The sequence below is a fragment of the Polaromonas sp. P1_G1 genome, from assembly GCF_056405595.1.
This window is the reverse complement of sequence record NZ_JBFUBU010000044.1, coordinates 36,957-63,605: the sequence shown is the minus strand read 5'-3', so window position 1 is coordinate 63,605 and position 26,649 is coordinate 36,957. Positions and strand designations below refer to the sequence as shown.

General features: G+C 62.7%; 23 protein-coding genes, 1 tRNA gene and 1 riboswitch. Of the genes, 10 read left to right on the top strand and 14 right to left on the bottom strand.

What is annotated here, in order from left to right; all coding sequences use genetic code 11:
* Positions 1 to 81 precede the first annotated feature (81 nt).
* The 5 genes from ilvC (at position 82) to pbpG (ending at position 6,862) form a co-directional block, all read left to right on the top strand.
* Entirely contained in the window at positions 82 to 1,098 is a 1,017-nt protein-coding gene (ilvC, locus tag AC1D1Y_RS20555; RefSeq protein ID WP_477651608.1) for a ketol-acid reductoisomerase, read from the top strand.
* 255 nt (positions 1,099 to 1,353) lie between these two features.
* Positions 1,354 to 2,166: a CDP-diacylglycerol--serine O-phosphatidyltransferase gene (gene pssA / locus AC1D1Y_RS20550; protein WP_477683970.1), complete on the top strand. Its 813-nt coding sequence runs from the start codon at positions 1,354 to 1,356 to the stop codon at positions 2,164 to 2,166.
* Between the two features lie 163 nt (positions 2,167 to 2,329).
* Complete coding sequence (leuA, locus tag AC1D1Y_RS20545; protein ID WP_477683969.1) at positions 2,330 to 4,030, top strand: 2-isopropylmalate synthase; 1,701 nt, start codon at positions 2,330 to 2,332, stop codon at positions 4,028 to 4,030.
* Positions 4,031 to 4,050: 20 nt separating this feature from the next.
* Positions 4,051 to 5,589 (top strand): 2-isopropylmalate synthase, encoded by a 1,539-nt coding sequence (locus tag AC1D1Y_RS20540; protein ID WP_477683968.1) that lies wholly within the window; start codon positions 4,051 to 4,053, stop codon positions 5,587 to 5,589.
* 205 nt (positions 5,590 to 5,794) lie between these two features.
* A complete protein-coding gene (gene pbpG, locus AC1D1Y_RS20535) occupies positions 5,795 to 6,862 on the top strand; it encodes a D-alanyl-D-alanine endopeptidase (RefSeq protein ID WP_477683967.1) in 1,068 nt (355 codons plus the stop codon).
* Between the two features lie 40 nt (positions 6,863 to 6,902).
* Here pbpG and AC1D1Y_RS20530 read toward each other — a convergent pair whose 3' ends face one another.
* From AC1D1Y_RS20530 to AC1D1Y_RS20515, 4 genes are all read right to left on the bottom strand, one after another.
* Positions 6,903 to 7,682, bottom strand: coding sequence for an IclR family transcriptional regulator (locus AC1D1Y_RS20530; RefSeq protein WP_436154868.1), 780 nt, complete (start codon positions 7,680 to 7,682; stop codon positions 6,903 to 6,905).
* A 73-nt stretch (positions 7,683 to 7,755) separates the two neighbouring features.
* Positions 7,756 to 8,535 carry an arginyltransferase gene (locus AC1D1Y_RS20525; RefSeq protein WP_477683966.1) on the bottom strand — a complete coding sequence of 260 codons (780 nt, stop codon included), beginning with the start codon at positions 8,533 to 8,535 and terminating at the stop codon, positions 7,756 to 7,758.
* Positions 8,532 to 9,299 (bottom strand): leucyl/phenylalanyl-tRNA--protein transferase, encoded by a 768-nt coding sequence (gene aat, locus AC1D1Y_RS20520; RefSeq protein ID WP_477683965.1) that lies wholly within the window; start codon positions 9,297 to 9,299, stop codon positions 8,532 to 8,534. Before aat ends, AC1D1Y_RS20525 begins: the two co-directional genes overlap by 4 nt.
* 176 nt (positions 9,300 to 9,475) lie before the next feature.
* Positions 9,476 to 9,551: transfer RNA gene (locus AC1D1Y_RS20515), tRNA-Asn, on the bottom strand.
* Between the two features lie 170 nt (positions 9,552 to 9,721).
* On the opposite strand from AC1D1Y_RS20515, the gene AC1D1Y_RS20510 reads away from it, so the two are divergent.
* Positions 9,722 to 10,723 carry a glycosyltransferase gene (locus AC1D1Y_RS20510; RefSeq protein WP_477683964.1) on the top strand — a complete coding sequence of 334 codons (1,002 nt, stop codon included), beginning with the start codon at positions 9,722 to 9,724 and terminating at the stop codon, positions 10,721 to 10,723.
* Positions 10,724 to 10,754: 31 nt separating this feature from the next.
* On the opposite strand, the gene AC1D1Y_RS20505 is transcribed toward AC1D1Y_RS20510, so the two are convergent.
* Positions 10,755 to 11,423, bottom strand: coding sequence for a class I SAM-dependent methyltransferase (locus tag AC1D1Y_RS20505; RefSeq protein ID WP_477683963.1), 669 nt, complete (start codon positions 11,421 to 11,423; stop codon positions 10,755 to 10,757).
* Between the two features lie 346 nt (positions 11,424 to 11,769).
* On the opposite strand from AC1D1Y_RS20505, the gene thiD reads away from it, so the two are divergent.
* Positions 11,770 to 12,615 (top strand): bifunctional hydroxymethylpyrimidine kinase/phosphomethylpyrimidine kinase, encoded by an 846-nt coding sequence (gene thiD / locus AC1D1Y_RS20500; protein WP_477683962.1) that lies wholly within the window; start codon positions 11,770 to 11,772, stop codon positions 12,613 to 12,615.
* On the opposite strand, the gene AC1D1Y_RS20495 is transcribed toward thiD, so the two are convergent.
* On the bottom strand, positions 12,599 to 13,894 hold the full coding sequence (locus AC1D1Y_RS20495) for a purine-cytosine permease family protein (protein ID WP_477683961.1): 1,296 nt from the start codon (positions 13,892 to 13,894) through the stop codon (positions 12,599 to 12,601). The two genes, thiD and AC1D1Y_RS20495, sit on opposite strands and share 17 nt — an antisense overlap.
* Before the next feature lie 59 nt (positions 13,895 to 13,953).
* A riboswitch (TPP riboswitch) is annotated at positions 13,954 to 14,066 on the bottom strand.
* A 114-nt stretch (positions 14,067 to 14,180) separates the two neighbouring features.
* Between AC1D1Y_RS20495 and AC1D1Y_RS20490 the strand changes: the two genes are divergently transcribed.
* Positions 14,181 to 16,679 (top strand): DEAD/DEAH box helicase, encoded by a 2,499-nt coding sequence (locus AC1D1Y_RS20490; RefSeq protein WP_477683960.1) that lies wholly within the window; start codon positions 14,181 to 14,183, stop codon positions 16,677 to 16,679.
* Between the two features lie 52 nt (positions 16,680 to 16,731).
* Here AC1D1Y_RS20490 and AC1D1Y_RS20485 read toward each other — a convergent pair whose 3' ends face one another.
* The 8 genes from AC1D1Y_RS20485 to AC1D1Y_RS20450 form a co-directional block, all read right to left on the bottom strand.
* Complete coding sequence (locus AC1D1Y_RS20485) at positions 16,732 to 17,835, bottom strand: NAD(P)/FAD-dependent oxidoreductase (protein WP_477683959.1); 1,104 nt, start codon at positions 17,833 to 17,835, stop codon at positions 16,732 to 16,734.
* A gap of 56 nt (positions 17,836 to 17,891) precedes the next feature.
* Positions 17,892 to 18,221 carry a ferredoxin FdxA gene (gene fdxA / locus AC1D1Y_RS20480; protein ID WP_477651621.1) on the bottom strand — a complete coding sequence of 110 codons (330 nt, stop codon included), beginning with the start codon at positions 18,219 to 18,221 and terminating at the stop codon, positions 17,892 to 17,894.
* A 101-nt stretch (positions 18,222 to 18,322) separates the two neighbouring features.
* Complete coding sequence (locus tag AC1D1Y_RS20475; RefSeq protein WP_477683958.1) at positions 18,323 to 19,636, bottom strand: GTP-binding protein; 1,314 nt, start codon at positions 19,634 to 19,636, stop codon at positions 18,323 to 18,325.
* Positions 19,636 to 20,592: a sulfate adenylyltransferase subunit CysD gene (gene cysD, locus AC1D1Y_RS20470; RefSeq protein ID WP_477651623.1), complete on the bottom strand. Its 957-nt coding sequence runs from the start codon at positions 20,590 to 20,592 to the stop codon at positions 19,636 to 19,638. The genes AC1D1Y_RS20475 and cysD overlap by 1 nt, the downstream gene beginning before the upstream one ends.
* Positions 20,593 to 20,599: 7 nt before the next feature.
* Complete coding sequence (locus AC1D1Y_RS20465; RefSeq protein WP_477683957.1) at positions 20,600 to 21,220, bottom strand: phosphoadenosine phosphosulfate reductase domain-containing protein; 621 nt, start codon at positions 21,218 to 21,220, stop codon at positions 20,600 to 20,602.
* Positions 21,221 to 21,225: 5 nt separating this feature from the next.
* Entirely contained in the window at positions 21,226 to 21,621 is a 396-nt protein-coding gene (locus tag AC1D1Y_RS20460) for a DUF934 domain-containing protein (protein WP_477683956.1), read from the bottom strand.
* A gap of 11 nt (positions 21,622 to 21,632) precedes the next feature.
* Positions 21,633 to 23,444: a nitrite/sulfite reductase gene (locus tag AC1D1Y_RS20455; RefSeq protein WP_477683955.1), complete on the bottom strand. Its 1,812-nt coding sequence runs from the start codon at positions 23,442 to 23,444 to the stop codon at positions 21,633 to 21,635.
* 65 nt (positions 23,445 to 23,509) lie between these two features.
* Positions 23,510 to 24,301 carry a sulfite exporter TauE/SafE family protein gene (locus AC1D1Y_RS20450; RefSeq protein WP_477683954.1) on the bottom strand — a complete coding sequence of 264 codons (792 nt, stop codon included), beginning with the start codon at positions 24,299 to 24,301 and terminating at the stop codon, positions 23,510 to 23,512.
* A 210-nt stretch (positions 24,302 to 24,511) separates the two neighbouring features.
* On the opposite strand from AC1D1Y_RS20450, the gene AC1D1Y_RS20445 reads away from it, so the two are divergent.
* Both AC1D1Y_RS20445 and AC1D1Y_RS20440 read left to right on the top strand, forming a co-directional pair.
* On the top strand, positions 24,512 to 25,732 hold the full coding sequence (locus AC1D1Y_RS20445) for an ABC transporter substrate-binding protein (RefSeq protein WP_477683953.1): 1,221 nt from the start codon (positions 24,512 to 24,514) through the stop codon (positions 25,730 to 25,732).
* Positions 25,733 to 25,895: 163 nt separating this feature from the next.
* Positions 25,896 to 26,648, top strand: coding sequence for a response regulator (locus AC1D1Y_RS20440; protein ID WP_477683952.1), 753 nt, complete (start codon positions 25,896 to 25,898; stop codon positions 26,646 to 26,648).
* Position 26,649: the final 1 nt, after the last annotated feature.

Below are 26,649 nucleotides of genomic sequence, written 5' to 3'. Positions count from 1 at the left end.
TTTTGAGTGGCGATATGCGTTTACCGTTCGCCCTGAGCCTGTCGAAGGGCATTTTCGCCAATACCTATTCTGGAGAGAAAAATGAAAGTTTTTTACGACAAAGATTGTGATTTGAGCCTGATCAAGGGCAAGACAGTCGCCATCATCGGCTACGGCAGCCAGGGCCATGCCCATGCGCAAAACCTGAACGACAGCGGCGTGAAAGTGGTCGTCGGCCTGCGCAAGGGCGGCGCTTCCTGGCCCAAGGTCGAAAAGGCCGGCCTGAAGGTCGCCGAAGTCGCTGACGCGGTCAAAGCCGCCGACGTGGTCATGATCCTGCTGCCCGACGAGCAGATCGGCGCGGTCTACAAGAACGACGTGGCCCCCAACATCAAGCAGGGCGCTTCCCTGGTGTTCGCCCACGGTTTCAACGTGCACTACGGCGCCGTGATTCCCCGCGCCGACCTCGACGTCTGGATGGTTGCTCCAAAGGCTCCCGGCCACACGGTGCGCAACACCTATGCCCAGGGCGGCGGTGTGCCTCACCTGGTCGCCGTGCACCAGGACAAGTCCGGCAAGGCCCGCGACCTGGCCCTGAGCTACGCCATGGCCAATGGCGGCGGCAAAGCCGGCATCATTGAAACCAACTTCCGCGAAGAGACCGAAACCGACCTGTTCGGCGAGCAGGCTGTTCTGTGCGGCGGCACCGTCGAGCTGATCAAGGCCGGCTTCGAAACGCTGGTGGAAGCCGGCTACGCGCCTGAAATGGCGTACTTTGAATGCCTGCACGAACTCAAGCTGATCGTCGACCTGATCTATGAAGGCGGCATCGCCAACATGAACTACTCGATCTCGAACAACGCCGAGTACGGTGAGTATGTGACGGGCCCCAACATTGTGACTTCGGCCACGAAGGACGCCATGCGCAAGTGCCTGAAAGACATCCAGACCGGTGAATACGCCAAGAGCTTCCTGGTGGAAAACCAGGCCGGCGCACCAACCCTGCTGAGCCGCCGCCGCTTGAATTCCGAGCACCAGATTGAAATCGTGGGCGAAAAACTCCGTGCCATGATGCCCTGGATCGCCAAAAACAAGCTGGTTGACCAGACCCGCAACTGATGTAGGCGCCCGTCAGGGGCCTTGTCCTGCAAAAAGCCGCGCAAACTTCCTGCGCGGCTTTTTTACTGACGGGAGCAAATTCGAGAGTGATTCGCGCCGCGCGGCCATTTTGTGGTGCCGATCTTGGTATCCTTGGCGCCTTGAGCCGGCAATTGCCTGCCCCAGGCGGGGCGGACCGGCTCCTCGGTGGTGTCCTCGGATGCTATGAATTTAATAGCTGATTGCGCGCACCAGTTGTGCTTCAGGAGTATTTTTATGCATGATGGCGAAGAGTCCGCGGGCAACAATCCGACGGTGATGGTACGCAAGCGCCGCAAGGGCATTTACATATTGCCGAACCTGTTTACGCTGGCCGCCCTGTTTGGCGGGTTCTACGCCATCGTGATGGCCATGAATGGGCGCTTCGACCAGGCCGCCATCGGCGTGTTTTGCGCCATGGTGCTCGACAGCCTGGACGGACGTGTGGCCCGCATGACCAATACGCAAAGTGCTTTCGGCGAGCAGATGGATTCGCTCTCGGACATGGTGTCTTTCGGCGCCGCGCCGGCCCTGATCGCCTACGTCTGGGCCCTGACCAGCCTGGGGCGCTGGGGCTGGATAGGCGCATTTGTGTACTGCGCCTGTGCCGCGCTGCGCCTAGCCCGTTTCAACGTGAACACGGCAGTAGTTGACAAGCGTTTCTTCCAGGGCCTGCCGTCGCCCGCGGCGGCGGCTTTGGTGGCCGGGTTTATCTGGTTGATGACCGACGCCGGTATCAGCGGAATGGAGGTACGCTGGGTCACCTTCGGCCTTACGCTTTATGCGGGCCTCACCATGGTCACCAACGTGCCGTTCTACAGTTTCAAGGACGTGCAGATGAAACGCAGCGTGCCTTTCGCGGCCATCGTGCTGATTGCGCTCGGGATCGCCGTCATCAACATCCATCCGCCGACCGTCATGTTCGGCCTGTTCGTTCTTTATGGCTTTTCGGGCTATGTGCTGTATGGCTGGCGCAAGGCCAAGGGCCAGCAGACCAGTGTGATCTCGACCTCCACCGACGAGCCGGACGAGCGCGGCCTCCACAAATAATTGTGGTACATTGACCGGATGAAACGAATTTCGCTAGCACTACTGCTATCTGCCAACGGGCGGAGACGGTAGCGCACGCGTACACCTGATTCAACGGCCCGTTTGCACCAGCAACGGGCCGTTTTTTCTTGGGGTTGCTGGTTTTTGATTCGAGAGGAAAACCATGTTGAAGCAACCCAGCAGCAAGTACCCCGCTTTCGCACCCATTGCCTTGCAAGGCCGCACCTGGCCCGACGCTGTTCTGACACAAGCGCCTGTCTGGCTCAGCACCGACCTGCGCGACGGCAACCAGGCGCTGATTGAGCCTATGGACATTGCGCGCAAGCTGCGGATGTACGGACAGTTGCTGCGGATCGGTTTCAAGGAGATCGAGGTTGGTTTTCCGGCTGCATCGCAGGTTGAGTTCGATTTCGTACGCCACCTGATCGACAACGACATGGTTCCCGACGATGTCACGCTCCAGGTGATGACGCCCGCCAAGGAGCCCTTGATACGGCGCACGATGGAAGCGGTGGTGGGCGCCAGGCGAGTGATCGTGCATTTGTACAACGCCACCTCGCCCTTGATGCGGGAGGTAGTCCTGGGAATGAATCCGGACCAGATCGTCGAGTTGGCCACCAGCCATGCGCGGCTGATTCAGGATCTGGCGCATGCTCAGCCCGGCACGCAGTGGACTTTCCAGTATTCGCCCGAACACTTTTCCGGCACGGAGTTGGCATTTTCCAGGCGTGTGGTCGATGCCGTCACCGAAGTGTGGCAGCCCACGGCCGACCACCCTTGCATCATCAACCTGCCAACCACGGTGGAGCATTCAACGCCCAACGTTTTTGCCGACATGATCGAGTGGATGCATCGGCACATCGCGAGGCGAGATGCTGTGGTGTTGTCGGTACATCCCCACAATGATCGCGGTACCGGTGTGGCAGCGGCTGAATTGGCGTTGATGGCCGGCGCACAGCGCGTAGAAGGCTGTCTGTTCGGCAACGGTGAACGCACCGGCAATCTCGACATCGTCAACGTGGCACTCAACCTGTACACCCAGGGCGTGGCGCCCAATCTTGACTTCTCCAATATCGACGAGATCCGCCGCACGGTGGAGCATTGCAACCAGCTGCCGGTTCACCCGCGCCATCCCTATGTCGGCGAGCTGGTCTATACCTCCTTTTCAGGCACGCACCAGGACGCCATCAAAAAAGCTTTCGCCGTTCAAAAAGAGAATGCCGCCTGGGCGGTCCCCTATCTGCCCATTGACCCCAAAGACCTGGGCCGCAGCTATGAGGCGGTGATTCGCGTCAACAGCCAGTCGGGCAAGGGCGGCATCGCGTATTTGCTGGAAAGCGAATACGGCCTCGAATTACCGCGCCGCCTGCAGATCGAGTTCAGCCAGGCCGTGCAAGCCGTCATGGACAACGCGGGCAAGGAGTTGACGGCGCAAGACTTGTGGCGGCTGTTCGAAGAGGAATACGGTTTGGCCAGCATTGCGGCACCTCAGGTGCAGCAAGCCGTGTCGGCGGATGGCGTGGCCTTGACAGCGCAGGTGCAAATGGCCGGCGCAACGCAACAAATTACGGGGCAGGGCGCGGGGCCCATCGAGGCCTTTGTGAATGGCTTGAACGCCGCGCTGGGCACGACGGTACGCGTGCTGGAYTACCATGAGCACGCCCTGGGCTCGGGGGCCGATGCCCGCGCTGTGGCCTACCTTGAGCTGCGCATTGACGAACGGTATACGGTATTTGGCGTCGGCATGGACGCGAATATCGTCTCTGCGTCTTTGAAGGCAATCCTGTCCGGATGGCAGCGTGCGCAAATGCGCGTTCCTTCCGGCGAAAATACATCTCGCGCCGCTTTGGCCTCGTCCAGCTAAAAATTCTTCAGGAGCCCACCATGACCGACAAACTSATTATTTTCGACACCACYYTGCGCGACGGYGAGCARTCGCCYGGTGCCTCCATGACACGGGATGAAAAGCTGCGGATCGCACGCCAGCTGGAGCGCCTGAAGGTCGACGTGATCGAGGCCGGCTTTGCCGCCAGTTCCAACGGCGACTTCGAATGCGTAAAAGCCATTTCGGAGGTCATCAAGGACTCCACCGTCTGCTCGCTGGCCCGCGCCAACGACAGGGACATTTCCCGCGCCGCCGAGGCCTTGAAGCCGGCAGCCTCCGGGCGTCTGCACCTCTTTCTGGCGACCAGCGCGCTGCACATGGAAAAGAAGCTGCGCATGACGCCCGACCAGGTATTCGAGCAGGCCAAGCTCTCGGTGCGCTTTGCCAAAAACTTGATGGGTGACATCGAGTTCAGCCCTGAAGACGGTTATCGCTCCGATCCGGACTTCCTGTGCCGTGTGCTGGAAGCCGTGATCAAGGAAGGTGCCACCACCATCAACGTGCCCGACACCGTGGGCTACGCCATCCCCGAGCTCTACGGCAACTTCATCAAGGACCTGCGTGAACGCATCCCCAACAGCGACAAGGCCGTCTGGTCGGTGCATTGCCACAACGACCTGGGCATGGCGGTCGCSAACTCGCTGGCSGGCGTGAARATCGGCGGSGCRCGSCAGGTGGARTGCACCATCAACGGCCTGGGCGAGCGTGCCGGCAACTGCTCGCTGGAAGAAGTGGTGATGGCCGTCAAGACCCGCAAGGATTATTTCGGCCTTGACCTGGGCATAGACACGCAGCACATCCTGGCCGCCAGCCGCATGGTGAGCCAGACCACCGGYTTTGTSGTGCAGCCSAACAAGGCSGTGGTSGGSGCSAATGCSTTYGCGCAYGCRTCMGGCATYCACCAGGACGGCGTGCTCAAGGCGCGYGACACCTAYGAAATCATGCGCGCSGARGACGTGGGCTGGASCGCCAACAAGATCGTGCTGGGCAAGCTGAGCGGGCGCAATGCCTTCAAGCAACGCCTGCTGGAGCTCGGTGTCGCCATGGAAAGCGAGGCGGACGTCAACAACGCCTTCGCCAAGTTCAAGGAACTCGCTGACCGCAAGAGCGAMATYTTYGACGAAGACATCYTGGCGCTGGCCAGCGATGAAAGCGCTTCCCACGACAACGAGCAATACGGCTTTGTGTCCTTGTCGCAGCACAGCGAAACCGGCGAGCGCCCCCAGGCCAGCGTCGTGTTCACGGTGGCCGGCAAGGAAGTCAAAGGCGAGTCCGACGGCAACGGTCCCGTGGACGCCTCCCTCAAAGCCATCGAATCACACGTCAAAAGCGGTGCAGAGATGGTGCTTTACTCCGTGAACGCCATCAGCGGGTCGACGGAAAGCCAGGGGGAAGTGACGGTGCGCCTGCAGAACAGCGGGCGGGTGGTCAACGGCGTGGGCGCCGACCCAGACATCGTGGTGGCGTCCGCCAAAGCCTATTTGAGCGCCTTGAACAAACTCCAAAGTAAAGCCGACCGGGTTGCCGCGCAGGGATAATGTAACAAGTCGGAAAATAAAATCATTTATATTCAACGACTTAGCGTTGGGTCTGAGTGCGGATAGGGCTTTGAGCGTTAAAAATCGCACAAGTGAGTGTGTTTTTAGGAAAGTCACGCAAGTTTTTGATATTGCGTGACTTTTTCTATTTGTATACACTCCAGCCATCCCACCCATTGCAATCCCCACGCAGGCRATATTCACCATGTCTCATCAGATTTTCAATCGCGCATTAAAAATCGTTGGATTCGTGGCTCTGATAGCCGCCTTTGCAGTGCCCGCCGCCAATGCGGCGACCGCTAAAAACACCATTGTCAAAAAGCAGCACGCTTCGTCCAAAGCGTCCGCCTCCAAAAAAATTGTCTCCACGCGCAAGAGCGTACGTTTTGTTGCAGGTACAAAACGCAGAAGCATCATTCGCGCGTCCATTCCCGCCAAACCTTCGTTTGGTCAGATTGCTGGTTTGCACGGCTCGCAGGATCCTCTTGAGCTCAAGTCCAGCGTCGCGCTGGTGATCGACCAGGACACACGTGAAGTGCTGTTCAGCAAAAACGACCATGCTGTATTGCCGATTGCATCCCTCACCAAACTGATGACCGGTGTCATTGTCAGCGGCGCCAAGTTGCCTATGGACGAACTGATCACCATCACGCAGGATGACGTGGACACCGAAAAGGGCAGCAGCTCGCGCCTCAAGGTCGGCACCACGCTGACCCGCGGTGAACTGCTTCACCTGGCCCTGATGTCCAGCGAAAACCGTGCGGCGCACGCCCTGGGCCGCACCTATCCCGGCGGCATGGGCACCTTCGTGAGCCTGATGAATGCCAAGGCCAAGATGCTGGGCATGACCGACACCAGCTATGTCGAGCCCACCGGCCTGTCCAGCCGCAACCAGTCGAGCGCGCAGGACCTTGCGACATTGGTCAATGCCGCACACGGCGACCCCATGCTGCGCGAGCTGTCGACCTCCACCGGTTACCAGGTCGCAGTCGGCAGCCGCACGCTGCAGTACAACAACACCAACCGCCTCGTGAAGAATCCCGAGTGGGACATCGGCCTGCAGAAAACAGGCTACATCTCCGAAGCCGGCCAATGCCTGGTCATGCAGACCAAGATCGCCGGTCGCAAGCTGATCATGGTGTTCCTGGATTCCGCCGGCAAGCTCAGCCGCCTGGGCGACGCAGAGCGTGTGCGCCGCTGGGTGGAGTCCAACCCCGTGGCCACCGAGCCCAAGCTCAACGTCAGCGCCTCCGCCAAGCAGGCGAACGGTTGATTGTTGGCCCTTGCGGCCGCGCTCAAAAAGCAGTCGGGTTTTATTTGGGCCTGTAGCCCAGCGCCGCTGAAATCTCATTGGCCGTTGCCTGCAGCTTGGGCAGCCAGTGCTCATCAAGCCGGTCCGCCGGCGCTGAAATCGACAAGCCCGCCACCAGCTTGTTCTGGTCGTCGTAAATCCCTGCGGCCATGCAGCGCACCCCGAGTTCCAGCTCTTCGTTGTCGCGCGCGATGCCGTACTGCCGTGCCTTGGAAAGCTCGCGTTCGAGCACCGGTAATTGGGTGATGCTGTTGCGCGTCTGCCCCGAAAGCCCGGTTCGCGTCGCATAGGTGCGCAGGCGCTGGGGATCGTCAAAAGCCAGGAACAGCTTGCCGACGGACGTCAAATGCAGCGGTGCGCGGCCACCGATGGCGCGCACCACCTGCATGCCGGATCGCTCGCTGTAGGCGCGCTCCACATAAACGATTTCGTCGCCCTGGCGCATGCTCAGGTTCACCGGTTGCTGGGTGATCTTATGCAGCTCGCGCATGGGGATCAGCGCGGCGTCCCGCACATCCAGGCGCGCCTTGACGAGGTTGCCCAGTTCCAGCAGGCGCATGCCCAGACGGTAGCTGCCGGCGGCCGGGCGATCGACAAAGCGGCCGGTGGCCAGGTCGTTCAGGATGCGGTGCGCTGTGGAAGGATGGAGGCCCGATTTTTCGCTRATTTCCTTGAGTGACAGCGCTTCCTCGCGATTCGCCAGGATTTCAAGCAGCGTGAACATCCGTTCAATGACCTGGACGGTCGGCGTGGCGGGGAGGGCGGAATCGGGCTTTTTCATGTGCAGGCTTTCTGCTGCAAATTTTACCCTGTGAAATGYAAAAGCGTCTGGTGACGCTCGCGGAGACCCGGGCTTAAGTGGGGCCGGTGCTGCCCTCTGATGTGGTGGCGGAAGGCGTTGAGGACAGCACCCAGCGGCCGTCCATCAGCACTTCATTGGGTTTGAACCCCGCCTTGTAGTTCATCTTCGGGCTTTCGGCGATCCAGTAGCCCAGATAAACGTAAGGCAGTTCCAGGCGCCGCGCCTGCTCGATTTGCCAGAGCACGCTGTAGTTGCCGTAGCTCGCGCGGGTGTCCGGCTCATAAAAGGTGTAGACCGCCGAAATGCCGTCTTCCAGGACGTCCAGGATAGAGACCATCTTGAGCGCACCCGGCTCGCCGTTGGGCAGGGTTTCGCGGAATTCCACCAGGCGTGAATTGACCCGGCTTTGCAGCAGGAACTGCGTGTACTGGTCGATGCTGTCATGGTCCATGCCGCCGCCCGCATGGCGGCCGTTCTGGTAGCGCAGGTAGAGCTGGTAATGCTCGGGCATGAAGCAGAGCTTGAGGATGCGGGCGTGCAGCGTGTGATGCCGGTTCCAGGCGCGGCGCTGGCTGCGGTCCGGGCTGAAGAGCTCGACGGGCACCCTCAGCGGCACGCAAGCCTGGCAGCCGTCGCAATAGGGGCGGTAGGTGAACATGCCGCTGCGCCGGAAGCCGTTGGTCACCAGGTCCGAGTAAGCGTCGTTGTGAATCAGGTGGCTGGGCGTCGCGACCTGCGAGCGGGCCTGTTTGCCTGGCAGATAGCTGCAGGGATAGGGGGCCGTTGCATAAARCTGCAAGGTTTGCAGGGGCAGGTCTTTGAGGTGCGTCACGGTAGGTCTGTCATTCCCGTCGTCAGAAGCTGATTCCAGTATACGGGTTTGAACTCCCAAAGGGGAGCGGTTTTGTCCACGTTCCAGGCAAGGTGGGAGACAAATTCCTGTCGGGTGATTTCGCCCGCCCCCAGTGAAGCCAGATGCCGGGTATTTTGCTGGCAATCGATCATGGCCATCTCCTGGGCGCGGCAAAAAGCAACGAGTGCCGCCAGCGCGATCTTGGAGGCATCGGTCTGGTGGGCGAACATCGATTCGCCGAACACCATGCGGCCCAGGTTGACGCAATAAAGGCCGCCGGCCAGTTCGCCGTCCACCCAGGTTTCCACGCTGTGGGCATGGCCCGCCCTGTGAAGGCTTGTGTAAGCCTGCACCATGTCGGGAACAATCCAGGTGCCTGGCTGTCCGGCGCGCGGCTTGCTCGCGCAGGCATTTATCACGCGCTCGAAGGCGCTGTCAAAGCGAATTTCGCAAGCGGGCTGCTCCTCAAAGCGGGCCAGCGTTTTGCGCAGCGAGCGATGCAGTTTGAAATGCCGGGTCTGCAAGACCATGCGGGGATCGGGACTCCACCAGAGAGGGGGCTGGCCCAGGCTGAACCACGGGAAGATGCCGTGGGAATAAGCCTCGATCAGTGTGGGTACATCCAGCGCGGCGCCCGCCGCCAGCAGGCCGGGGGCGGGGTCGTGATGGCCCCAGGCTTCTTCCAGCGGTGGAAAGCTTTCACCGGGGGCAAGCCAGGGCACGGGACGTGGTAGTTTTCCCATGGCTTAAAAGCGCATCGGCATGAAACGGCGGGCCGGGAAGGGCATGCGCCATGGTAGCTGAGCGGATTTTGGTGGCAAGGCCGGCGAGCGATGGCGTGGCCTGATGCTCAGGTTTTGCGGGGCCCGGCGGCGCAAAAAAAATGGGCACTACAAGAGTGCCCATTTTCGGAATTAACTGGCTCCTCAACCTGGGCTCGAACCAGGGACCTACGGATTAACAGTCCGGCGCTCTACCAACTGAGCTATTGAGGAATACAGCCTTAGATTATAGCGTCATTTTTTGCATTTTTTAAGCCCGAGGCATTTCCTCCAATGGCTTCTTGTTGGTCGAAGCATCGCAGTAGCGAGCGTGGAGGTGCAGGGCACTGCCCGGCGCCGAGGGCCGAGTGACGTTCTCATTGGTGATAACCTCATGCCTCACTATGCAACTCAACCAGATCGACACTCCGAGCCAGGCCCAGGTAAGTCGCAAAATCACTTATGGAATATCCCTGGCCTGTTGCGCACTCGCACTGGCTTCATGGTTGCTTTGGCAAAAGTACCTGGTTGGTGCAGTCATCCTCGCCGGACTTTGCCTCATAGGGGGAGTTTTTCTTGCGATTGCCCATCGTGCAAGAAATCGCCAAGCCCCAGCCACCGCTGGCGCTGGTGTTGGACGTAGTGAGGCGAAGACGAACTCCTTGATCTCCGTCATCATCTGCAGCATCGATCCAGTCAAATATGAACTGGTCTGCGCCAATCTCAAGGAGCGTTTTGGTGATTCACCGTATGAGGTGATCGGCATCCATGATGCCAAGTCCTTGTGCGAGGGTTACAACAGGGGTGTTGCGAAAAGCCGGGGCGAGATTCTGATTTTTTGCCATGATGACATTGAGATCATTTCACTGAATTTTGTCAGCCTGGTTCGCGAGCATTTGCGAACCTTTGATGTCATCGGATGTAGCGGCACGGTTCGGCTGAAGGACAGTCGATGGATGAGCAGCGGTGACCCTTATATCTGCGGCGCGGTCGCCTATCCCGCTACCAAGGCATGGCCGAGTGATCTTTTTCATGTGTCGATGTGGGGTGGCCCGGAGGTGACGCAGATTGGCGGTGTCCAGGCATTGGACGGGGTTTTTATCGCCGCCAATCGCCGTGTCGTCGAGTCGATACGTTTCGATGAAGAAACGTTTGACGGCTTTCATGTGTACGACACGGACTTTACGTATGCTGCTTTTTTGCACGGCTTCAGCTTAGCCGTGTGCAAGGACATCTTGCTTGCCCATAAATCCGTCGGAGATTTCGCGGGCAGTTATAAGACCTATGCGGGTAAATTCCGGGAAAAATACAAGGATCACCTGCCCGAAGAAACGAGTGACGGCATATGCGAGCAGTCCAACTATCGAAATGTCACCCACGCACAAATGTGGAAAGTCTGGGCTTAGCCGTTTCCTGATTTGAAGGCACCACGGCCAGTTATCGGGGTATGGCGCTGATAACGTATTGCCCCGGCATTGCATCGTTCACCGCCATTTGCGGGTCGGCGCCTGTCAGCCTTGCAAGCTCTCCAATGAGGGGCAGAAACTGCTCCCTGCTAGGGTCCGCAAAGATCCTGGGTATACAGGCGGTGACGGTAAACCCGGTGTCATGGAACATTTCCAGAATAGTCTGCCTGGAGAAAAACCGCAAATGGGTTCTGTCCAGAAGGCCGGTGTCTTCGTAGCGAAAATCGCCAATGCTCAATTTGGCTTGCAAGGACCAGTGCTGCACATTGGGAATGCAAGCGGCAATGCACGCGTTTTTCGGCATGACGCTGCGAACCTGGCGCAGGACCTTCCAGGGGTCCCTGAGGTGCTCGAGCGTGTCACCGAAGATCCAGCAGTCCCTGTCTGCATTTTCCTTCCAGAAAGCATCGCCTGCGGTTTCGATGTCAAGGACCTGGCTTTGGTCACAGTAGCGCTGTGCAAGTTCTGCGTAGGCTGGATCTATCTCAATGCCAAGGTAGTGGCAGCTTGGCGATAGTTTCTTGAACTCCCTTGCCAGGGCGCCCGAACTGCATCCCACTTCAATCAACTTTTTGGCTCCCCAAGGAATAATATCCAGAAGGTCGGGATTGTGAAATTCGTGAACCGGGGTTTGACTCATAAGTTTGGACTCTAAGTGCGGCCAGCTATCTGGAGGGGAGTTGCGAACAAACTTTGAAAAGCATAACGCAAAGCCTGGAGGAGGTTCATTCTATGTTTCCTGTCGCGGCTTCACGACGGGAAGCAAGCTGTGCCCGCAAAAAAAACATGCATGTTCTCGGCATTCGTGATATCAATCGGAGCGCATCGCGATGGCCGCAGTCCCGCCGAGGAGACGAGCGCTCCCATAACTTGTGGGTCATGCCGCGATAATCGACCGCGCATAGCCTTCATCGGCGCGACCAGTCACGCAGTACACATGATGTAGCTGGCGCACCCCAACCCAGCTTGAGGCCATGGACAAACGAATGACGGACTCTCTTTTTGACCACGAATACCCCCGCGTGCTGAGCATCGCGGGATCCGACAGCGGCGGCGGGGCCGGCATCCAGGCCGACCTCAAGACCTTTGCCGCGCTGGGCTGCTACGGCATGACGGCCATCACCGCGCTGACGGCCCAGAACACGCGCGGGGTGCGCGCCATCCACGGCGTGCCGCCGCAAATGCTGCGCGACCAGATAGATGCCGTCATCGAAGATATAGGCGCGGACGCGGTGAAGATAGGCATGCTGCATGCGCCCGACATCGTGTTGACGGTGGCCGAGGCGATTGACCGCCACGCACTGCCGAACGTGGTGCTGGACCCGGTCATGGTCGCGACCAGCGGCGCGGTGCTGATCGACAACCCGGCGATTGCCGTCCTGGTGCGCGAGCTGTTTCCGCGCGCCGTCCTGATCACTCCCAATCTCGATGAAGCTTCGCTGCTGGTCGGCCGGCCGCTGACGAACGAAGAGGCTATGCAAGCCGCGGCGCAGGAACTATTGGCCAAAGGCGCACGCGCCGTGCTGCTCAAGGGCGGGCACTTGCCCGGCGACGTGGTGAGCGACCTGCTGGCGACGCAAAGCGGCGAACTGCACTGGATGCGCGGGCCGCGCATTCCCAGCCCCAACACCCACGGGACCGGTTGCACGCTGTCGTCCGCGATTGCCGCACACCTGGCGCTCGGGAAACCCCTGCTGGAGGCCGTGCAGCTGGCGCGCGACTTTGTGCGCGGGGCGATGGCGGCCGGCGCCAGGGTGCGCACAGGCGCGGGCAGCGGGCCGCTGAACCACGGCTACGCGCCCATCGCGATGCGGCTCAAGCCGCTGCGGTAACTCCCAGGGAGTTGGCGCGGGTGAATCGCGCCAAGGCAAAAGTCAATACCAGCGTCGGCAGCGCAGCGCCCCAGTCGGGCGCGAACTTCGCGCACAGGTGGTAGCAGGCAATGCCCAGCAGCCAGATCGCGACGGCACTGGTGTTCACCTTGCACCCGGCCACCAGCGAGGCGATATTGGCCGTGCCGGCCAGCCGCGCCAGAATCACGCCGTACAGGGGCACGAACACCGAGCTGAGCATCAGCAAAAACGGCTCCAGGCTGTGCATGGGCAGCACCAGCGCCAGCGCGGTGCACAGCAGGGCCAAGCCCACGCCCCAGCGGCGCACGCTCCAGGCCGGCTTCAGGCTGTGGCCCGCCACCGAGCCCGAGTACAGGTCGCCGTAAGCGTTGTCGACCTCGTCGATCAAAATCAGTCCCAGCGCGATCAGCCCGCCCTGCGCCAGCAGCAGCGCCGCGACCAGGTCGGTACTGGGTGTGGTGACGGCCACCAGCACGCCCAGCGCGTAACACCAGATATTGGCGATGGCATAACCCAGCCAGGTGCCGCGCAGTGCGCTCTTGCCGTCACGCCCATGGCGCGCGAAATCCGCCACCAGCGGCAGCCACGAGACCGGCATCGCGATCACCAGGTCCAATGCGGAGAGCGTGCTCATGCCGCCTGTGCCGGGGCGGTTCCAGAGCGCGGCCAATCCTTGCGCATCGGCTTTGACGAGGAACTGCCAGCTCAGCCAGAACAATGAAGCGATGACCAGCGGCAAGCCATAGCGGCCTATGAATTTGCGCACCAGCTTGACCATGGAGCCCGACAGCAGCGCCAGCAGCACCGCGCCCCAGAGCAAGGTAGCCAGCAGAGGCCACAGGACTCCAGTAAAACCGCCGGACTGGCGTGCGATGGCCAGCGTGCCGTCGCGCATAACCACGAGCTCAAAGGTGGTCCAGCCTATCAGCTGCACGATGTTGAGCAGCACCGGCAGGCGCGCGAAACTGCTGCCGTAGGTGGCATGCATCAGCCCGGCGCTCGAAAGCCCGCTGTCGCAGCCGATCTTGGCCGTCCAGGCCAGCAGGCCTGCGCCCAGGATGGAACCGCAGACGATCACCGCCAGCGCCGTCTGCGTGCCCAGGGCCGGCACCAGGTAGGCGCCTATCTGCATCACCAGCAGGCCCACGCCCAGGCTGAGCCAGAGCGCCGCATGGTCGCTCCAGCCGAACAGGCGGTCGCCCGCGGGCAATGGCGCGAGCGCGGTGTTGCCGGCGGCGGAAGTGGAAGTTGTGGTCATCAGCGTTTCCGATCGTCGTCAATGCGAGGTCGGCCTGCCTGAAGCCCGCAAGAACAGCGGGCCTTTGGAACATGCTTCCCTGCGCGAGGATTACCTCAATCAGGTTCAAAGGGACTTTCTCAGCCGCCGCCGTCCGCTCTTGCGAACCACAGCAACACCCCCAGCGAAAGCGCCCTTGCGGGCACTGCGCAAATTGTAGGCGGATTCATTCCGGTGGTCTTGACTACGCCCGGCATGCCACGGCCGCGTGGACAATCAGGCCCATGCATTTTTGCCAACACATGCCATGGCCGCGGTGAAACGCCAGCCCCCGGCGCCGGGCCGGTTTCGCCCGCGCCTCACGTTGCAGACCCTTACGCGCGGCGACGGCCTGCTGGGCATGAAACCCGCCGGCCCCTTCGGCCCGCGCGGCGACAGCGTCACCGTGGCGCGTGTGGACTGGACCTATGCCACCGGGGCCGGCCTGCGTTGGGAAACGCCTGCTCCCAACACGGTGCTCAACAGCCGTGCCGCGCCCCTCCAGGCCCTGGAGGACGCGCAGGGCAGGGAAGTCCTGATGCAGCGTGACCTGGCGGCCGAGGCCGAGGCGCTGGACAGCCTCTGGACACTGGGCCTTCATCCCGTGCCGGCCGACACCTTGCAATGGCGCAGCGAGGAGGCCGCCGTCGGCCATGAACACCTGTGGTCGCTGCTGCAGGAAGATTTTTTCGGTGATTTCTGGGCCGAGCGGCTGCCCGCCTTGCAGGCCCAGGGCTGGGCGGTCGTGGTCCGGCCCGGCTTTGCGCATGAGAGTGTGCCCGTGGACGCCTGGCGCCTCATCGTCAGCCCGGACACCGGCGAGGTGCTGGGCAAGGAGGTGGCGGCGCCCCTGCGCGGCCGCGCGCCCGCCGTGACCGCGCTGGGCCTGCCGGCACGTGAAGGCTCATGGTTGCTGACGCTGGGCGTGGAGGTCGACGGCCAGACCCTGGACCTGGCGCCCATGCTGGCCGACCTGCTGCGGCGCGACCAGCGCTGGCTCAATACCCGCCAGGTCTTTGCGATCGACGACGCGGCCGTGATCCTGCTGCGCGCGCCCGGTGGCAAGCGCATCGAGGCGCCGGCCGCCTTGCTCAAGGCCATTGTGGGCGCCATGCTGGATTTGCTGACCGACCCGCAACGCGGACACGGGGAGGGGCCGCTGCGGCTGTCGCCTTGGGACGCCTGGCGCCTTGACTCATTGGACACCGGGGCCGGACGCGCCGGCCTGCAGGGCGCCTGGCAGTGGCAGGGCGATGCCGGTCTGCGCACGCTGGCGCGGCAACTCAAACARGCGGGTGAGCCGCAGTCCGTGCCGGCGCCGGAAGGCCTGGGTGTCAGCTTGCGGCCCTACCAGCTCGAGGGCCTGGCCTGGCTGCAGTACCTGCGCGCCCAGCAACTGGGCGGCATCCTGGCCGACGACATGGGCCTGGGCAAAACCGCGCAGGCCCTGGCGCACCTGCTGCTCGAAAAGCATGCAGGCCGCATGACGCAGCCTTCGCTGGTGGTGGTGCCCACCTCGCTGGTCTTCAACTGGCAGGCCGAGGCCGCCCGCATGGCACCCGGCTTGCGCCTGCTGGTCTTGCAGGGGCCGGCCCGGGACACCGCGTTTTCACGCATGGCGGAACACGACGTGGTGCTGACGACCTATCCGCTGCTGTGGCGCGACGTGGATGCGTTGGAACGCCAGCGATTTCACCTGCTGGTCCTGGACGAAGCCCAGTGGGTCAAGAATGCCGCCGGCCGTAGTGCGCGTGCGCTGCGGCGTTTGCACGCCCGGCATCGCCTGTGCCTGACGGGAACCCCGCTCGAGAACCATCTGGGTGAACTCTGGACGCAGTTCGATTTCCTGATGCCCGGCTTCCTGGGCGATGCCCGCAGCTTTGCGCGCCAGTGGCGCAAGCCTATAGAAACCAACGGCGAAACSCTGCGCGCCSMGYTGCTGGCCCAGCGCGTGCGYCCCTTTATCCTGCGCCGGCGCAAGGAAGACGTCGCGGCCGAACTGCCGGCGCGCACCGAAGTCGTCAAACGCGTGCAGTTGCAGGGCCGCCAGCGCGAGCTGTACGAGAGCGTGCGGGTGGCGGCAGACATCCAGGTGCGCCGCGTGCTGGCGCGCAACAGCTTTGCCGGCGGGCAGATCACCATCCTGGATGCGCTGCTCAAGCTGCGCCAGGTCTGCTGCGACCCCTACCTGCTCAAGGGTGTGAAGCCCGTCAGGACCATGACGCGCGCCAAGCTCGAATTGCTGCGGGGTATGCTGCCCGAATTGGTCGCGGAAGGCCGGCGCGTTCTGGTGTTTTCGCAGTTCACCGGCATGCTGTCGCTGATCGAGGCCGAACTCGACGCACTTCAGCTGCCCTGGCTTTCATTGACGGGCGACACCTCGCCGCAAAAGCGCGGCGCGCTGGTCCGCAAATTCCAGGCGAAGGCTGTGCCCATCCTGCTGGTCAGCCTGAAGGCCGGCGGCGTCGGCCTCAACCTCACCGCGGCGGACACCGTGATCCATGTGGACCCTTGGTGGAACCCCGCGGTCGAGGCCCAGGCCACGGCGCGCGCCCACAGGCTGGGCCAGGACCAGCCGGTGTTTGTCTACAAACTTGTGGTCGAAGGCAGYATCGAGGAGCGCATGCTGGAGTTGCAGGCGCGCAAGGCGGCCCTGGCTGAAGGGGTGCTGGGCAGCGATGCGGCCGGTGCGGCCAAATTTACGCCCGAAGATTTGCAGGCGCTGCTGGCGCCGCTCGATCCGGCCGGTACCGTGCCGCCGGCTTGACGGCAAAAAGCCCGCGCGAGGCGGGCTTTTTGGCAGGGAGCATTAAAACGGCTCAGTCGTCGAATACCGGAGACTCTACCCCGAGTACCTTGTGTAATTTGGGGCTGGTCGTGGTGTATTGCAGGTGGATCTTCTTGTCGGGGAAGATGAAGGGCGCGGCGCCGAAGGCCGCCAATGCGCACTCGTGGAAGCCGCTGAGGATCAGTTTTTTCTTGCCGGGATAGGTGTTGATGTCGCCCACCGCGAAGATGCCGGGAATGTTGGTGGAGAACTTCTCGGTGTCCACCTGGATCTGCTTGCGCTCGATGTCCAGGCCCCAGCCGGCGATGGGCCCGAGCTTGGGCGACAGGCCGAAGAACACCAGCAGCACGTCCAGCGGCACCACGCGTGTGACGCCGTCGGCGCCGGTAACCTTGGCACCTGTCAGGCGGCTTTCTTTTTCTTCGTAGCCGGTGATTTGGCCGACGATGAACTGCATCTCGTAGGCGTCGCACAACTCGCGCATTTTGGCCACACTGGCGGGTGCGGCCTGGAAGCCGTCACGGCGATGGATCAGGATCACGCTCTCGGCCTTGTTCGGGCCTTCGGCGGCGAAATTCAAGGCCCAGTCGAGCGCGGAATCGCCGCCGCCCACGACCACCAGGTTTTTGCCGGCAAAGTCGGCCGGGTTCTTGACGCGGTAAAACAGCTGGCTGTCGTCAAACTGCTCCAGGCCGTCGACGCGCAGCAGCTTGGGCTGGAAGGCGCCCACACCCGCCGCGATAAAAATGGTTTTGGTCAGGAAACGCGTGCCCTTGGAGGTTTCGACAAAAAAGCGGCCGTCCTGCTGCTTTTCGACCACGCTGACTTCCTGGCCGAAATGAAAGGTCGCGCCGAAGGGCTCGATCTGCCGGAGCAGGTTGTCGGTCAGTTCCCTGCCTGTGCACATGGGCACGGCGGGGATGTCGTAGATCGGCTTGTCGGGGTAGAGCTCTATGCACTGGCCGCCGGGGTAGGCCAGCGAATCGATCACATGGGCCTTGATCTCCAGCAGGCCCAGCTCGAACACCTGGAACAAGCCCACCGGACCGGCGCCCACGATGACCGCATCGGTTTCGATGGGGCCATCGTGCTGCGCTGCGGTGTTGATCACTTCTTGGTTCAGTTGGGGTTCCATGGTTCCTGGGGCGCCTGGCGAAGCGCATGGCGGCCCCGGGGAGGGCCTGGGCTGGCTTAGCGGACCAGTTCGGACAGTTTGCCCGTCTTGTCTTTCCATTCCTCGGCGTCCGGCAGGGCGTCCTTGCGCTTGGTAATGCTTTTCCAGCCCTCGGCGCGGCTCAATTCGACATTGAGCTTGATGAAGGCGAGCTGGTCGGCTGGAACGTCTTCCTCGGCATAGATGGCGTTGACCGGGCATTCGGGAATGCAGACCGCGCAGTCTATGCATTCGTCCGGATCGATCACCAGCATGTTGGGGCCTTCACGGAAGCAGTCCACCGGGCAGACGTCCACACAGTCGGTGTATTTGCAGCGGATGCACGATTCGGAGACGATGTGAGTCATGTTTTTCTAGGCTAATCGGTGGAAACCCTTGATTTTAAGAGGTTTCCGCCAACAGGGTTATCAAAGACGCGAAGCGACGGGCGCCCCGCATGAAGACCGGCTCAAATGACCAGCGCGGCACCCGAGGTCCTGTGCGAGGCGGTGTCCACCAGAACCAGCGAGCCCAGGATGCGCGAACGCGCGTAGGGCAGGGTGGCCAGCGGTTCCTGCAGGCTCAACTCGATGTGGCCAATGGCATTGGGCGGCAGCTCGCTGGCGTCTTCCTCGGCCAGGGTGTTCACGTCGAGCTTGTGCACGATGCGCTTGACCTTGGCCTTGACCCAGCGGTGGCCGTGCAGCGTCCAGTAGACGCGCCCCGCCACCAGCGGCTCGTCGTCCATCCAGGCCACGGTGGCCGAGATCTCGCGCGAGGGCTCGAAAGTGTCCACAGCCAGCAGCCAGTCGCCGCGCGACACGTCGACTTCGCGGTCCAGCACGATGCCCGCGCTGTGGCCGGCCAGGATGGTCCTGGGCTCGCGGGTGTGGTCCAGCACCTGGGCCACCACCGCCGTCTTGCCGCTGGGGAGGATGGTCACGCTCTGGCCCGGCTGAACGCCGCCGGTGGCGACGCGCCCCCAGAAGACGCGGCGGCCTTGCGAGGTGTCGGACGAGGACGAGAATTTCTCGACCCACTGCACCGGGAACGAAAAGGCTTCGGTGCTCTCGGCGCTCGTGGCGGGCAGGTGCTCCAGCAGCTGCAGCAGCGACAGGCCTTCATAGCCGCACCAGCCTGGTTTGGCATCGACCACGTTGTAGCCCTTCAGGGCCGACACCGGCACGGTCGCCTTGACGGGAATGCGCGCGGCCTGGGCGAAAGCCGCCAGCGCCGCGGCGATGTTCTTGAAGGCCTGCACCGGGTCTTCCACCGCGTCGAGCTTGTTCACCGCGAACACGATGGACGGCACGCGCAGCAGGTTGACCAGCAGCGAATGGCGGCGGGTTTGCTGCAGCAGCTCGAGCGCGGGGTTTTTCCAGTCTAGCTTGGTGGCRTCKACCAGCACCACGGCSGCRTSGGCGCTGSWGGCGGCSGTSACCATGTTKCGGGTGTACTGCTCRTGGCCGGGSGCRTCGCCRATGATGAAYTTGCGGCTTTCGGTGGCGAAGTAGCGGTAGGCCACGTCGATGGTGATGCCYTGCTCGCGTTCTGCGGAAAGCCCGTCGGTCAGCAGGGCCAGGTCGGTCTCGCCGCCGCGCTGCACACCGGCCAGGTGGTCCTGCAGCACCGCGCGGCTGTCCACCAGCAGGCGGCCGATCAAGGTGCTCTTGCCGTCGTCGACCGAGCCGCAGGTGATGAATTTCAGCGCCGGCTTCAGGTCGTTCTGGCCGGGAACCGTTGCGAGCTTGGCGTCGCCGGTGATCAAATCAGTCGTGCTCATCAGAAATATCCGTCTTTCTTGCGCTTTTCCATCGAAGCGTCAGAAGTTTTATCGTCCATGCGCGTGGCGCCGCGCTCACTCACGTCGGCGGCTAGTGTTTCAATCACGATCTCGGCGGCCGTCGCGGCAGGGCTGTCTACCGGGCAGGTGCAGGTGATGTCGCCCACGGTGCGAAAACGCACGGTCTTTTCAACGACTTGTTCGCCGTCACGCGCGGGCGTGAGCTCGGTCACCGGCACCAGCAGGCCCTTGCGCTCCACCACCTTGCGCTGGTGCGCGTAGTAAAGCGAAGGCAGCGCGATCTTTTCGCGTTCGATGTACTGCCAGACGTCGAGTTCGGTCCAGTTGGAGATCGGGAACACGCGAAAGTGCTCGCCGGGCTGCAGCCGCGTGTTGAATAGCGTCCAGAGTTCGGGGCGCTGGGCCTTGGGTTGCCACTGGCCGAAGCTGTCGCGGTGCGAAAAAATGCGTTCCTTGGCGCGGGCTTTTTCCTCGTCGCGGCGCGCGCCGCCGATCAGCGCGTCAAAGCGGAATTCATCAATCGCCTCCAGCAGCGTGACCGACTGGTGCACATTGCGCGACTCACCCGGGTGGGCCAGGCGCACGGTGCCGCGTTTCATGGAGTCCTCGACGTTGCGCACGATCAGCTCGGCGCCCAGTTCTTTCGCGCGCAGGTCGCGGAAGTCGGTCACTTCGTGGAAGTTGTGGCCGGTGTCTATCATCAGCAGCGGGTAGGGGATGCGGCCCACGCCGAAGGCTTTTTCGGCGCACTTGAGCATCACCAGCGAGTCCTTGCCGCCCGAAAACAGCAGGGCCGGGCGCTCAAAAGCGGCGGCCACTTCGCGCAGGATAAAGATGGTTTCTTCTTCCAGCGCATCGAGGTGGGAGTTGGACAGCCGCGCGATGGAGGTCGCCGGGTCGGCTGGCAGCAGGTGGGAGGGTGTGCGGGCGTTCATAGGTCAGTCAGTGCGCAAGGTGCAGGCCGCATTCGCGGTTGTCTTCGCCCTTGGTAGGGTCCACATAGTCAAAATTGTTGGGCAGGCCGTTGATTTCGCAGTATTGGTAAAGGTCCTTGGACGACCAGTGCAGCAGCGGCGCGACCTTGATCAGGCCGTCGGGGTTGACGCTGACCGGGTCCATCTGGGCGCGTACCGCGGTGTCGGTGGCGCGCAAGGCCGTGAACCAGACCTGGGGCGCGGTATCACGCAGGGCGCGGGCAAATGGCTCGAGTTTCACTTCTTCCGTGAAGGCCGCATGGCGTGGATCGTCCAGCGCCGGGGTCGGGCCTTCCACGGCCTCGCGGTGCGCACGTGAGCGGCGCGGCAGGTAAATATGCAGGTCCAGCTTGAGCAGCTTCGTCACTTCGTCGGCGAAGCGGTAGGTGGCCTCGGTGTTGTAGCCGTTGTCCATCCAGACCACGGGAACGCGGGGATTGGCGCGCGTCACCATGTGCAGTATCACCGCCTCGAAAGGGCGGAAATTGGTGGTGACGATGGCGGGCCGGCCCAGTCCCACGGCCCAGCCCACCAGGTCCTGCGCGTTGTGGCCGAGTTCTGCGTTGATTTTTGCAAGGTCGAGGCTCATGGTGTTCAGGCGGTAGCCGCTTCCTTGAAGTGGGGTTGCACGTCGACCGCATCGCCCTGGTATTTGCCCGCGCTGTAACCGGGGTAGCTGGCCAGCACGCGCTGCGCGATGGCCATGTCCTGGTCGGCGCGCAGCACCGCGGTGTCAAAGCCGCTGCGCTCCATTTGCGCCAGCTGGTCCACCAGCACGTCACCGGTGGCGCGGATTTCACCTTTGAACTCGCGGCGGCGGCGCAGCAGGAAAGCCTGGCTGTAGGCGCGGCCGTCGGTGAACTTCGGGAAATGCAGGTCGATACGCGCGATGCCGTCCAAGGAGACTTCAAAGGGATCGCTATCGTTGGCAAGCACCAGCACGCCGGCCTGGTCGGCGCCATGGTGTTCGGCGAAAGGCAGTAGTTTCATCGTGGCTCCTTTCAGTGCGCAACGGTGTTGGGGGCAAAGCGCGCGGCCTTGGCGGCGGCCTTGTACGGTTCGATGCCGACGCGGCGGAAGGTGGCGATGAAGGTTTCACCGTCCTCGCGCAGCTGGCGGTAGGTATCCAGCACTGCTTCAATGACTTCGGGCACTTCGGCGCCCGTGAACGAGGGCCCCACGACCTTGCCGGGCACCGAGGCGCCGCTCAGCGTGGAGCCGTCGGAGCCGCCCAGCGAAACCTGGTACCACTCCAGGCCGTCCTTGTCGACGCCCAGGATGCCGATGTGGCCGCTGTGGTGGTGGCCACAGGAGTTGATGCAACCGCTGATGTGCAGGTCGATCTCGCCCAGGTCGTGCAGCTCGTCCATGTCCTGGTAGCGCTCGGTAATGGCCTCGGCGATGGGGATGGAGCGCGCATTGGCCAGCGAGCAGAAGTCGCCGCCGGGGCAGGCGATCATGTCGGTCAGCAGGTGGATGTTGGGTTTGGCAAAGCCGGCTTTGCGGGCGGCGCGCCAGAGTTCGGGCAGCTCGTCGCAGCGCACCCAGGGCAGCAGCAGGTTCTGGTCGTGCGTGACGCGCACCTCGCCGGCGCTGAACTGGTCGGCCAGGTCGGCGGCGATGTCGAGCTGGTCGGCCGTCGCGTCGCCGGGGGCCTGGCCCAGGCGCTTGAAGGACAGCGTCACGGCGCGCAGGTCGGGATTCTGGTGCGGTGCCACGTTGCGCTGCAGCCAGCGGCCGAACTCCACGTCGTCCTCGGCGGCGGCGCGCAGGATGTTGGCGATTTTGGCGTCGGCGCTCTTGCGGTCGCAGTTGAGGGGGGGCGGCACGAAGGAGGCCGTCACGCGGTCGAGTTCTTCCTGCGTGATGGTGTGCGGCGCGCCGTCGTGCTCGAGGATCTGTTTGTATTCGGCCTCGACGTCGTCGATGTAGCGCTGGCCCTCGGCCTTCACCAGGATCTTGATGCGGGCCTTGTAGATGTTGTCGCGCCGGCCGTAGCGGTTGTACACGCGCACCACGGCTTCCAGGTAATTCATGATCTGGTTCCAGGGCAGGAAYTCGCGGATCRYGGTGCCGATGACSGGCGTGCGGCCCATGCCMCCGCCYACCAGCACCTTGAAGCCCAGCTCGCCCTCGGCGTTGCGGACCAGGTGCAGGCCCACGTCATGCCAGGCCGTGGCGGCGCGGTCTTCGCGGGCGCCGCTGATGGCGATCTTGAATTTGCGCGGCAGGAAGGCGAACTCGGGGTGCAGCGTGCTCCACTGGCGCAGAATTTCGCCGAAGGGGCGCGGGTCGGCGATCTCGTCGACGGCAATGCCGGCGCGCTCGTCGCTGGTGATGTTGCGTATGCAGTTGCCGCTGGTCTGGATGCCGTGCATATTGACGCTGGCCAGCAGGTCCATCACGTCAGCCGACTTGTCCAGCGGGATCCAGTTGTACTGCACGTTCTGGCGCGTCGTGAAGTGGGCGTAGCCGGTCGTCAGCTTGGAGCTGACCGACAGGCCGCTTTTAAGGTTGACGGGGCCGAGCTGGTCCTGCTTGGCCTGCGCTTCCTTGAACAGCGCGGCGTTGGGCTGGTCGTATTCGCGGGCGATCCTGGCCAGCACGCGCACCTGCGCGCTGGAGAGTTCACCGTAAGGCACGGCCACGCGCAGCATGGGCGCGTAGCGCTGCACATACCAGCCGTTTTGCAGGCGCAGCGGGCGGAACTCGTCTTCGGGCAGCTTGCCGGCCTGCCAGCGGCTCAGCTGGTCGCGGTATTGGTTGGCGCGGGCCTGGACGAACTCTCGGTCAAATTCTGTGTATTGGTACATGGCTGTCGGGATTCAAACGTGGGATTTTTATTGGGGAAAACAGTTTCAGGCTGCCCGGATCAAAGTCAGATCGAGATCAGTTTCACGCCGGCATAGGCCAGCAGCACCGAGAGCAGCGAGCGGATCACGCGGTCCGGCGTCTTGTGCACCAGGTGCGAGCCCAGCCAGATGCCGGGCAGGGAGCCGGCCAGCAGCTTGATCAGCAGCGACCAGTCCACCGAACCGATGGAAGCGTGGCCCAGGCCTGCCACCAGCGTCAGCGGCACCGCGTGGGCGATGTCGGCCGCTACGATGCGCGGCAGGGGCAGGGTGGGGTAAAGCAGCATCAGCACGATCACGCCGATGGCGCCCGCGCCGACCGAGGTCAGCGTGACCAGCGTGCCGATGACCGCGCCGAACAGCAGGGGCAGGGCCCAGTGGCGCGCGCGCGTGGCCTCGACGATTTGTTCAGGGGCGATGCTGGTGGGGGCGGTCTTGCCGCGCAAAACCTTGTAGAAGGTGGCGCCGGCCGTCAGCAGCAGCGCCAGGCCCAGCGTGGTAGTCATGATGGCCTGGGTGGCCGGATTGGCCGGGCCCAGGCGCTGCAACATATAGAGAGTGGCCAGCGAGGCCGGGATGCTGCCCGCGGCGGTCTGGCCGACGATTTTCCAGTCGACCACGCGCGCCCGCGCCAGGCTCACCGTGCCGCCCATCTTGGTGAAGGCGGCGAACAGCAGGTCGGTGCCTATGGCCAGGTGCGGCTTGATGCCGAAAATGAAGATCAGCAGCGGCGTCATCAGTGAGCCGCCGCCCACCCCGGTCAGGCCCACCACCAAACCTACGGCAAAGCCGGCAAATACGAAGGCAAATTCATGCATGCCGGAAAATGTAAGTGCGCTGCTTATAAAAAATCCGTATCCGTATCCGTATCCGTATCCGTATCCGTATCCGTATCCGTATCCGTATCCGTATCCGTATCCGTATCCGTATCCGTATCCGTATCCGTATCCGTATCCGTATCCGTATCCGTATCCGTATCCGTATGCGCCGGCTTGACGGATGGCATCGCTCACTTTTTGGAGAAAACCGTGAAATTTGCGAAATCTGCCCTGCTGGGCGGTTTGTTCCTGGCTTTTACGGCCGCCCTGGCGCTGGCGCAGGGTGGCTCGAAAGCGCCCATCAAAATTGGCGAGATCAACAGCTATTCGACCATCCCCCAGTTCACCCAGCCTTACCGCCAGGGCTGGCAGCTTGCCGTGGAAGAGATCAACGTCACCGGCGGCCTGCTGGGCCGCAAGGTAGAGGTGATTGCCCGCGACGACGCAGGCAAGCCCGAAGAGGCCCTGCGCCACGCGATTGAGCTGACCTCCAAGGAAAAGGTCGACGTGCTGGCCGGCGGCTTTTTGTCCAACGTCGGGCTGGCGCTGGCCGACCATGCCCAGAAGAACAAAAGGGTCTTCATCGCCAGCGAGCCGCTGACCGACGCCCTGATCTGGGACAAAGGCAACCGTTACACCTTCCGCCTGCGCCCTGGTACTTATATGCAGGCCGCCATGCTGGTCGAAGAGGCCGCCAAGCTGCCGGCCAAACGCTGGGCCGTGATCGCGCCCAACTACGAATACGGCACCAGTGCCGTTGCGGCCTTCAAGGAGCTACTCAAGGCCAAACGCCCTGACGTGGAATTCGTCGGCGAGCAGTGGCCCGCGCTTGGCAAGCTGGACGCCGGCACCACGCTGCAGGCCGTCATGCAGACCAAACCCGACGCCATCTTCAACGTGACTTTCGGCGCCGACCTGGCCAAGCTGGTGCGCGAAGGCAACCAGCGCGGCATCTTCCCGAAGACGCCTGTGGTGTCGCTGCTGTCGGGTGAGCCCGAGTACCTGGACGTGCTCAAGGACGAGACGCCCAAGGGCTGGATCGTGACCGGCTACCCCTGGGACCAGATCGACTCGCGCGAGCACGCCAGCTTTGCCGCCAATTACTACCGCCGCTTCAAGGAATACCCCAAGGTCGGTTCGGTGGTGGGCTATGCCACCATGCAGGCCATTTTTGCCGCCATCAAGAAAGCCAACTCCACCGACAACGAAAAGCTGGTGACGGCGCTGCGCGGCCTGAAGTTCTCCACCCCCTTCGGCCCGGCCGAATTCCGCGCCATCGACCACCAGTCCACCATGGGCGCCTACGTGGGCAAACTGGACCTGCGCGGCAACAAGGGCACCATGGTGCAGTGGCGTTATGCCGACGGCAAGGCCTATTTGCCCAATGACGACTATGTCAAGGCCCGCCGTCCGGCCGAAGCCATGAAGTGACCTTTTGGCAACGCGTACGCCAATTTCAGGGGAATCATGAAAAGGGGCGTGCCGAATCCCCGCATAATCAGGCCCAATGACGAATACGGGTGGTGAGGCTGTCAAGCGGATTTTTGTAAAAGTGTTTGGGTTTGATGACGTCGAGCGTCACGCCCTGAACACGGTGTTTCGCCTTTCCGAAACCAGGCCCACGGCTTACGCTTTGTGGACCGCCGCGGCGCCTGAAGACGCCGGCATGGCCCTGATAGACGGCGACAGCTGGGAAGCCACGCTGGAACTGGCCAACCCCGCCCACGACGAGCTCAAACTGATCTGGATAGGCGAYAACGCGCCGGCCCGAGCCAGCCTGGTGGTCAAGCGCCCGCTGCAATGGGCGGCCGTGATCGAAGGCCTGGACATATTGCTCGCGGCCGATTCGTCGCAAACCCCCGGGGCCGACCTCGACCTAGACCTGCTGTCCGAGTCCACCGCGCTGCTGGACCTGGACCTTGACTTTGACTCCGAAGCTCCCACCGCGCCTTCGCCGCTGGAAGGCCCCCCGACCGAGCCGCCTGAGCAGGCCCAGGTGCTGGTGGTCGACGCCGACCGCGATGCACGCCTTTACCTGCGCGCCCGGCTGGCCATGGCCGGGATGCTGCTCGTCGACGAGGCCGCCACCGGCACCGAAGCGCTCAAGCTCATGGATACGCGGCTTTACAAACTCGTCATCCTCGACATGGACCTGCCCGACATGGAACGCTGGGAAATGGTCAAGCGCGTGGCAGCCACGCGGCCGCCCGTGGAGTTCCTGATCCTGACCGGCAACAGTCTGTCGCCGCTCGATGCGGTGCGCGGCTGGTTTGCCGGCGCGCGCGGCAGCCTCAGCAAACCCCTGCATCCCGGCAAACTCAAATACCTGCTGCGCAGCGCGCGCTAGG